This is a genomic window from Acinetobacter sp. YH12236, assembly GCF_013417645.1.
GTDB lineage: Bacteria > Pseudomonadota > Gammaproteobacteria > Pseudomonadales > Moraxellaceae > Acinetobacter.
The window spans coordinates 21,872-28,253 of record NZ_VPDM01000035.1 but is presented as its reverse complement, the minus strand read 5'-3'; the positions used below and the strand labels follow the sequence as shown (position 1 = coordinate 28,253).

7 protein-coding genes, 1 pseudogene and 1 riboswitch are annotated in these 6,382 nt (G+C 41.0%); of the genes and pseudogenes, 5 read left to right on the top strand and 3 right to left on the bottom strand.

All coding sequences use genetic code 11. The annotated features are described in order from the left end of the window. The 4 genes and pseudogenes from FTV14_RS13305 to FTV14_RS13290 all read left to right on the top strand — a co-directional run. Positions 1-120, top strand: a pseudogene (locus tag FTV14_RS13305) (IS30 family transposase); the annotation flags it as partial. 22 nt (positions 121-142) lie between these two features. Beyond that, a complete protein-coding gene (locus tag FTV14_RS13300) occupies positions 143-358 on the top strand; it encodes a hypothetical protein (RefSeq protein ID WP_218948196.1) in 216 nt (71 codons plus the stop codon). A 160-nt stretch (positions 359-518) separates the two neighbouring features. Further along, positions 519-1,427, top strand: a complete 909-nt coding sequence (locus FTV14_RS13295; protein WP_180054025.1) for an AEC family transporter — start codon at positions 519-521, stop codon at positions 1,425-1,427. Between the two features lie 292 nt (positions 1,428-1,719). Beyond that, positions 1,720-1,807: riboswitch (glycine riboswitch) on the top strand. Positions 1,808-1,941: 134 nt separating this feature from the next. Continuing rightward, on the top strand, positions 1,942-3,186 hold the full coding sequence (locus FTV14_RS13290) for a D-amino acid dehydrogenase (protein ID WP_179993234.1): 1,245 nt from the start codon (positions 1,942-1,944) through the stop codon (positions 3,184-3,186). 193 nt (positions 3,187-3,379) lie between these two features. Here FTV14_RS13290 and FTV14_RS13285 read toward each other — a convergent pair whose 3' ends face one another. Continuing rightward, the gene (locus FTV14_RS13285; protein WP_125278645.1) at positions 3,380-4,033 is read right to left on the bottom strand and encodes a hypothetical protein; all 654 of its coding nucleotides are present in this window, start codon (positions 4,031-4,033) and stop codon (positions 3,380-3,382) included. Between the two features lie 99 nt (positions 4,034-4,132). Between FTV14_RS13285 and ispF the strand changes: the two genes are divergently transcribed. Beyond that, positions 4,133-4,621 (top strand): 2-C-methyl-D-erythritol 2,4-cyclodiphosphate synthase, encoded by a 489-nt coding sequence (gene ispF / locus FTV14_RS13280; RefSeq protein WP_180054024.1) that lies wholly within the window; start codon positions 4,133-4,135, stop codon positions 4,619-4,621. A gap of 2 nt (positions 4,622-4,623) precedes the next feature. Here ispF and FTV14_RS13275 read toward each other — a convergent pair whose 3' ends face one another. Both FTV14_RS13275 and FTV14_RS13270 read right to left on the bottom strand, forming a co-directional pair. After that, the gene (locus FTV14_RS13275) at positions 4,624-5,148 is read right to left on the bottom strand and encodes a protein tyrosine phosphatase family protein (protein ID WP_125278644.1); all 525 of its coding nucleotides are present in this window, start codon (positions 5,146-5,148) and stop codon (positions 4,624-4,626) included. Positions 5,149-5,212: 64 nt separating this feature from the next. Then, positions 5,213-6,304 (bottom strand): 3-deoxy-7-phosphoheptulonate synthase, encoded by a 1,092-nt coding sequence (locus tag FTV14_RS13270; RefSeq protein WP_125278643.1) that lies wholly within the window; start codon positions 6,302-6,304, stop codon positions 5,213-5,215. Positions 6,305-6,382: the final 78 nt, after the last annotated feature.

The window sequence follows — 6,382 nt, the reverse complement described above, 5'->3', positions numbered from 1 at the left end:
TCAAACGAACAAATAGAGCAGATAGAGTTTGCACTCAACCATCGTCCTAGAAAAACACTAGGTTGGTATACACCGAGTGAAGTTATGGCTGGTTTTTATACTGTTGCACTTGCCGCTTGAATCCGCCTTTAAACGTAGAAATATGAATTTCCGTTTAAGGATTGATCCAACAACTTTTAAGGCAACAGATGATTTAGGCCGTGAGAGACTCATTTTTAGGATGCTCTTAAGAAGCCTGGATTTGTTAAAAGTTAAGTTTGAAAAAGTCCGTCCGAAGCTTGATGCAAAGGTTTATGAGGAGCTTGAAAGACTAAAAAATGATGCACTAAATGTTGCAAAAGATGAAAGTTGGATTTAAAGCGTATTTTAATTAAAGCCAGCGAGAGTGTTTTTTATTTATTATCCATTGAATTTTCCACTATTTTTATCTTGAAACGAGCCGGTTGTTGTATCCTTGCTCATTGACAGGCAATTGAATTGGATGCGATTGCCGCAAAACCCATATCATGAGTTGTTCAATGTTTCAGACTATCTTCACTGTACTGTTTCCGCTTATTGGCCTGATTACTTTGGGCTATGTATTAAAACAAAGGAAATGGCTGGAAGATAATTTCTGGCGTGGGGCAGAAAAACTTAATTATTTTGTCCTGTTTCCAGTCATGCTATTTTTAAATCTGGCCGTAGCCAAGATTGAAATGGCAGTCATTAAAGATGTGGTTCTGGTGGTCTTTAGCCTTATGGCAGTGGTCAGTATTGCTCTATATGTGATGCGCAAGATTTATCAGATTAGCTATGCACGTTTTGGGGTCTATGTGCAGGCACTCCTGCGTTTTAATACCTATATCGGACTTGCAGCAGTGAATGCTTTATTTCATCAGCAGGGCATGACCATTTTCGCCGTAGTGATGGTGTTATGTATTCCACTGGTCAATATCTTATCTGTACTGGCATTTACCCGTAGTTCAGATATGCAGATCTTCAAAATCCTGATTGATCTGTTAAAGAACCCTTTAATTCTAGGTTCTCTTGTTGGAGGCCTATTTAATCTTTCAGGCTTATCACTCTGGGCCGGGTTTGAATTATTCCTAAAACAGATTGCCTTATGCAGTTTGCCGCTTGGCTTGATGTGTGTGGGGGCTGCCTTACAGTTCCAAGGCTTTCAGAAAGATATCTTACCATTAGGCCTGGCAACTTTTGGGCGTTTATTAGGAATGCCGCTTGCTGCTTTCTTTGTCTGCCAATTATTTGATATTGATCCTCTAACCACACAGGTACTGGTGTTGTTTTTTGCCTTACCTACTGCTTCAGCTTCTTATGTACTGACGCGTGTCTATGGGGGAGATAGCCAGTTCATGGCCAGTGTTATCAGTATGCAAACGGTAGTCGCGGCAGGATCTCTCATGTTGATTCTTTCCTGGTTAATTTAATTTTAGGATCTGAAAGTCGGTCATAGATTGAGAGTTTTCTGGTAAATCAATCCTATAAATAGCCTAAGCAAATATTAACTTTATTGCTTTTCTTAAATGCCTTTCATTGGAGCATAACGAAAGAAAATGAAGCAAAAATCAAAATTAAAAACTTAAAATTCATTTGAAATAGATAGTGTTATTTCTTCTAAATTTATTAAAAGTATCGTTACCGCTTAAATCACGTGAATTAACATAAATAAAAAACTGTAGATCCCAATAAGATGGTATATAAATTGCTCAGGATAATAAAAATATTATTGCAGGAGAGAAATGCTACTGCATTCGCCGAAGGAGCAAGGTCCCAGGAAACTCTCAGGCAAAAGGACTGCAATAATATATTAAACTCTGGAGAGAAGTGTTGAATCACTCACCGAAGGGGGAAGGTTGCCGCATACAGCTATAATGCAGTCACCGAAGCTCTCAGGTACACATGACAGATGGGAAAGACATCACATATTGAGGAGAGGTGTCTATGCGTCATGTTATTGTGGTGGGGGCAGGCATTACCGGTGTGACAACAGCTTATGAGCTCGCTTTACTCGGTTATCAGGTTACGGTGGTTGACCGTCATCTTTATCCCGCGATGGAAACATCCTTTGCTAATGGCGGGCAACTTTCTGCCTGTAATGCAGAAGTCTGGAATCAAAAAGCCACTGTGTTGAAAGGCATCAAATGGATGTCACAAAAAACCGCACCGCTATTGCTTAATCCTTCTTTTAGTCTGCATAAATATAGCTGGCTGATGGAATTTCTAGGTCATATTAAAAACTATGAAACCAATACCCGGGAAACGGTAAAAATCGCATTACTGGCCAGAAAACGTCTGTTTGAAATTGCCGAAATTGAGCAGATTGATTTTGATCTGGAAAAGCGCGGAATTCTACATTTCTACCATAATAAAGCTGATTATGATGTCGCAATTAAGGTCAATGATCTGTTGTGTAGTGGTGGTCTGGAACGTAATGCCATCAGCAATGAAGAAATCAAGCAGATTGAACCTGCATTAACTGGAGATTATTATGCCGGGTTTTATTGCCAGAGTGATGCGACTGGAGATATTCATAAATTCAGTACTGGACTGGCAAATGCCTGTATGAAAAAAGGGGTGAACTTCGAATTTGGTCAGGATGTATTTGCGGTCGATCACCAAGCACAGCATATTACGGTTAAATGCAGACCAAGCCCTGAAAATGTGCATGCCAATGCTGAAGATGTGCTCGAGATTCAGGCGGATGCCATTGTGGTATGTGCAGGCGTAAGTAGTTATCAGTTGGCAGATCTGTTGGGTGAGCGAGTGAATGTCTATCCGGTAAAAGGCTATTCAATTACCGTACAGCTGAATGATGAGCAAAGTCAGCAAAATGCTCCTTGGGTCAGTCTGCTAGATGAGAGCGCCAAGATCGTCTTGTCACGTTTAGGTAAAGACCGCTTACGTGTTGCAGGAACCGCGGAATTTAATGGTTATAATCGGGATATTCGTGTTGACCGAATTCAGCCTTTAATTGACTGGACACAACGCAATTTCGATCTGTGTACTGAACATGTGGTTCCATGGGCAGGTCTGCGTCCCATGATGCCGAACATGATGCCAGTGGTGCGTCGTGGTAGACAGGAACGTGTCTTTTATAACACCGGCCATGGACATTTAGGCTGGACATTATCAGCGGCAACCGCAGCTATGATTAGCCAAGAAATAGCTCAGCATTACCCGGCCTAAGTAAATAGCCCGCTTACGGGCTATTTTTAAAGATCAAAAAATAATTATTTATTCATTAAGCTTCTTCTACCTGAGAAAGAAGGTTAGGATAAAGGGAATCTTTATAAAAACCTCTCCTTTAAGGAGAGGGAATTTCTAGTTTAAATTTTTAAATACATATTCAGGACATCAATAGATAAAAAAAGTCAGCTGTTTAATCATATAAACGATAAATACCACTAAAGCGCTCACAGCCTTTTTGTTCGGTACTGACCGTCAAAATTGCCTTGCTATAGTTAAAGTTATATTTGCAGTCATGCTCATTATCCGTAATCTGGCTTTTAGTTTCGGTCGTGGTATAAGCTAGAAAAGGAATGGTCTGGGTTTCTGCACGATTATTCGGATTGCGGTAAGCAATTCCTTCAATTTTGATGCGGTCTTTCGTCAGCTGATGAATCTTGAGATGAATTGGCTGTTTGGCCATTTGGCCCTGTTCAAACTTGAGATAGTGCTGAGTTAGGCTCTGATTCAAGGAAATATAAATATTGAGGTCATCCAGACGCTGGTCAAATTGCTGTTTAAAGCAGTCCAGCGTCTTACATTGCTGTAAGCGTGTACTCCATAGCTGCTGGGTATCTTGTAATAAGCGAACAGGCGCATCTGTAATCAGAAAGGCGGTAAAATATTGATCTGTCAGTTTTTCACGCGGTTCATCAAGAGAGACTGAGCAGATCTTTTTCATGGCTGCGTTATTGTTATGATGACTGCTACAGTCCAGCGATTCAGCATGAATGCTGCTAGCAAAAAGGCCTGTCCCGAGTAAAAGTCCCATTATTTTCATCATATTTATATCAGTTTTCAGTAGCATGATCGCTTATACTTTCACTGTGTTACGCTAGGTCTAACTATAGCGAAATAGAAACGTCGTGTACAAGATTTCAATCAGTTATTTCTAAAGGATATAAAAGTGATTGCACAAATTCGTATTGGTCAGGGACTGGATGTACATGCATTTGAAGAAGGTGATTTTGTCACTCTGGCAGGTATTCAGATTCCACATACGCATGGCTTGAAAGCACACTCTGATGGTGATGTGGTTTTACATGCACTTTGTGATGCTTTGCTAGGTGCCTTGGCGCTAGGCGATATTGGCCAGCATTTTCCAGATACCGATCCGCAGTTTAAAGGTGCAGACAGCAAGGTTTTATTAAAGCATGTCTATCAGCTAATTTTGGATCGTGGTTATCGCCTAAATAATGCTGACATCACTGTAGCTTGTGAACGTCCAAAGCTGGCTAAACATAATCTGGAAATGCGTCAGAGCATTGCCAATGTGCTGGATGTGGATGTGACTCAAATTAGTATTAAAGCCACAACCACTGAAAAATTAGGATTTACTGGCCGTCAGGAAGGTATTCTGTCTATGGCAACTGTTCTGATCAGCCACTATAAATAACATCAACCGAAGTTATTGGGATGAATCAGGGATAACTCCAGTTCCTGTGTTGCTTTACGGCCTTGCAGCTGTAGGGCAACCGCATGAATTAAACCGGTCCAGGTTTCATTCGGTTCCCATAGCTGATGCAGATATTCCTGTGCAGTCGGCATGTCCATATCCATATAGTATTGTCGATATAAATACATCAGGCAGCTGACATGATAATTCTGCGTACAATGTACCCAGACCATTTGTTCTTTGACCAGATGATCAATCAGATCCAGTACCAGTAGGCACTGACTATCTGAGGGAGTTTCCCAAGAGATGGGCAATTGGATATAGTTCAAGCCAAGATCAAGACAAATTTTATCTTCATGTAACAGATGATGATCGCTATCTGTTAATGCCACATTGATTACGGTGGATACGCCGTATTCTTTAATCAACCTTAGTTGTTCAGTTGTCGGCTGACCAGAGCTGAACAGATGGTCATGGATGAACTGAAAATTTTCAATTTGACTTAATGCAGTTTCAATTTCATTCATCAGATAAAATTTTCCTTGTTCAGAAATGAAAACGCCATCTTGTCGATGGCGTTTGTCAGTTCGTTTAACGATTAGGTAAAACGTCCTTCAATGCCTCATGCATGTCAAGCAACACTTTTTCTGTGGTCTCCCAATCGATACAGCCATCAGTCACTGATTTTCCATATTCCAGATCACAAAGATTGGCAGGAATATCCTGACGGCCACCTTTCAGGTGACTTTCTACCATAATACCAACAATTGACTTGTTTCCATCAAGAATTTGTTCAGTAATATTTTTTAAGACAAGCGGTTGTAAGTACGGGTCTTTATTTGAGTTTGCGTGGCTGGCATCAATCATGATCTTGCCGCTGACTTTGGCTTTCGCAAGCGCTGCCTCAGCATCTGCAACTGAACCTGCATCGTAGTTAGGTTTGCCATTACCGCCACGTAGAACCACGTGTGCATATGGATTCCCTGAAGTACGAATCACCGCAACCTGACCTTGGTCATTTAGACCCAGGAAGCTGTGACCATGTTTAACAGATTGCATTGCATTGGTCGCAACAGTTAAGCCGCCGTCTGTACCATTTTTGAAGCCGACTGGTGAAGACAGGCCAGAAGACATTTCACGGTGAGTTTGGCTCTCGGTAGTACGTGCACCGATCGCTGACCATGAAATTAAATCCTGATAGTACTGTGGAGAGTTTGGATCCAGTGCTTCTGTTGCACATGGCAGGCCAAGTTCATTCAGCTCCAGTAACAGTTTACGACCGATACGCAGACCTTTCTCAATATTGAAAGAGTCATTCATATCAGGGTCATTGATCAGACCTTTCCAGCCTACAGTTGTACGCGGTTTTTCAAAATAAACACGCATTACGATATACAGGCTATCTTTTACTTTTTCGCTTAAAGCTTTTAAACGTTCAGCATATTCATGCGCAGCCGCTGGATCATGAATTGAACATGGACCAATTACTACAAAAATACGCTTATCCTTGCCATCCAGGATATTACGAATCGTTTCACGACCATGCAGTACGGTTTGATAAGCAGTTTCAGTCAAAGGTAACTCTGCTTTCAACTGAGCAGGTGTTACCAAAGGAATCATGCTTTGGATATTCACGTCATCAATATCTGATGCTGAAATAGGTTTTGACTGTAGTGTATTCATTGCCGTCACTGGTTTGATCATACAAAAGGTTGTTTAATAGCCTGAATATAACATGAATGATGCGTCACTTTGTTATAA